The sequence below is a fragment of the Colwellia sp. BRX9-1 genome (assembly GCF_014077195.1).
Taxonomy (GTDB): Bacteria; Pseudomonadota; Gammaproteobacteria; order Enterobacterales; family Alteromonadaceae; genus Colwellia_A.
Window position 1 is genome coordinate 1 of record NZ_JACGVM010000116.1, and the last position, 210, is coordinate 210.

Consider the following 210-nt stretch of genomic DNA (forward strand, 5'->3'; position numbering starts at 1 on the left):
ATGGGAACTCCCACACTACCATCGGCGCTACTGCGTTTCACTTCTGAGTTCGGAATGGGATCAGGTGGTGCCACAGTGCTATTGTCGCTAGACAAAAAGGTTACAATCTTGAAAGCTGTTGCTCGTTAGAGCTATAAATATAAAAGCGTTTTCTTATTCAATTCATTACAGTGCGTGAAGTTATTCTGTCAGTCTTCTACAAACACTTCG

At 42.4% G+C, this 210-nt stretch carries 1 rRNA gene; it reads right to left on the reverse strand.

Annotation, left to right across the window (positions count from 1 at the left end):
- A 5S ribosomal RNA gene (rrf, locus tag H4J76_RS19700) occupies nt 1–92 on the reverse strand; the annotation flags it as partial.
- Between the last annotated feature and the right edge of the window lie 118 nt (nt 93–210).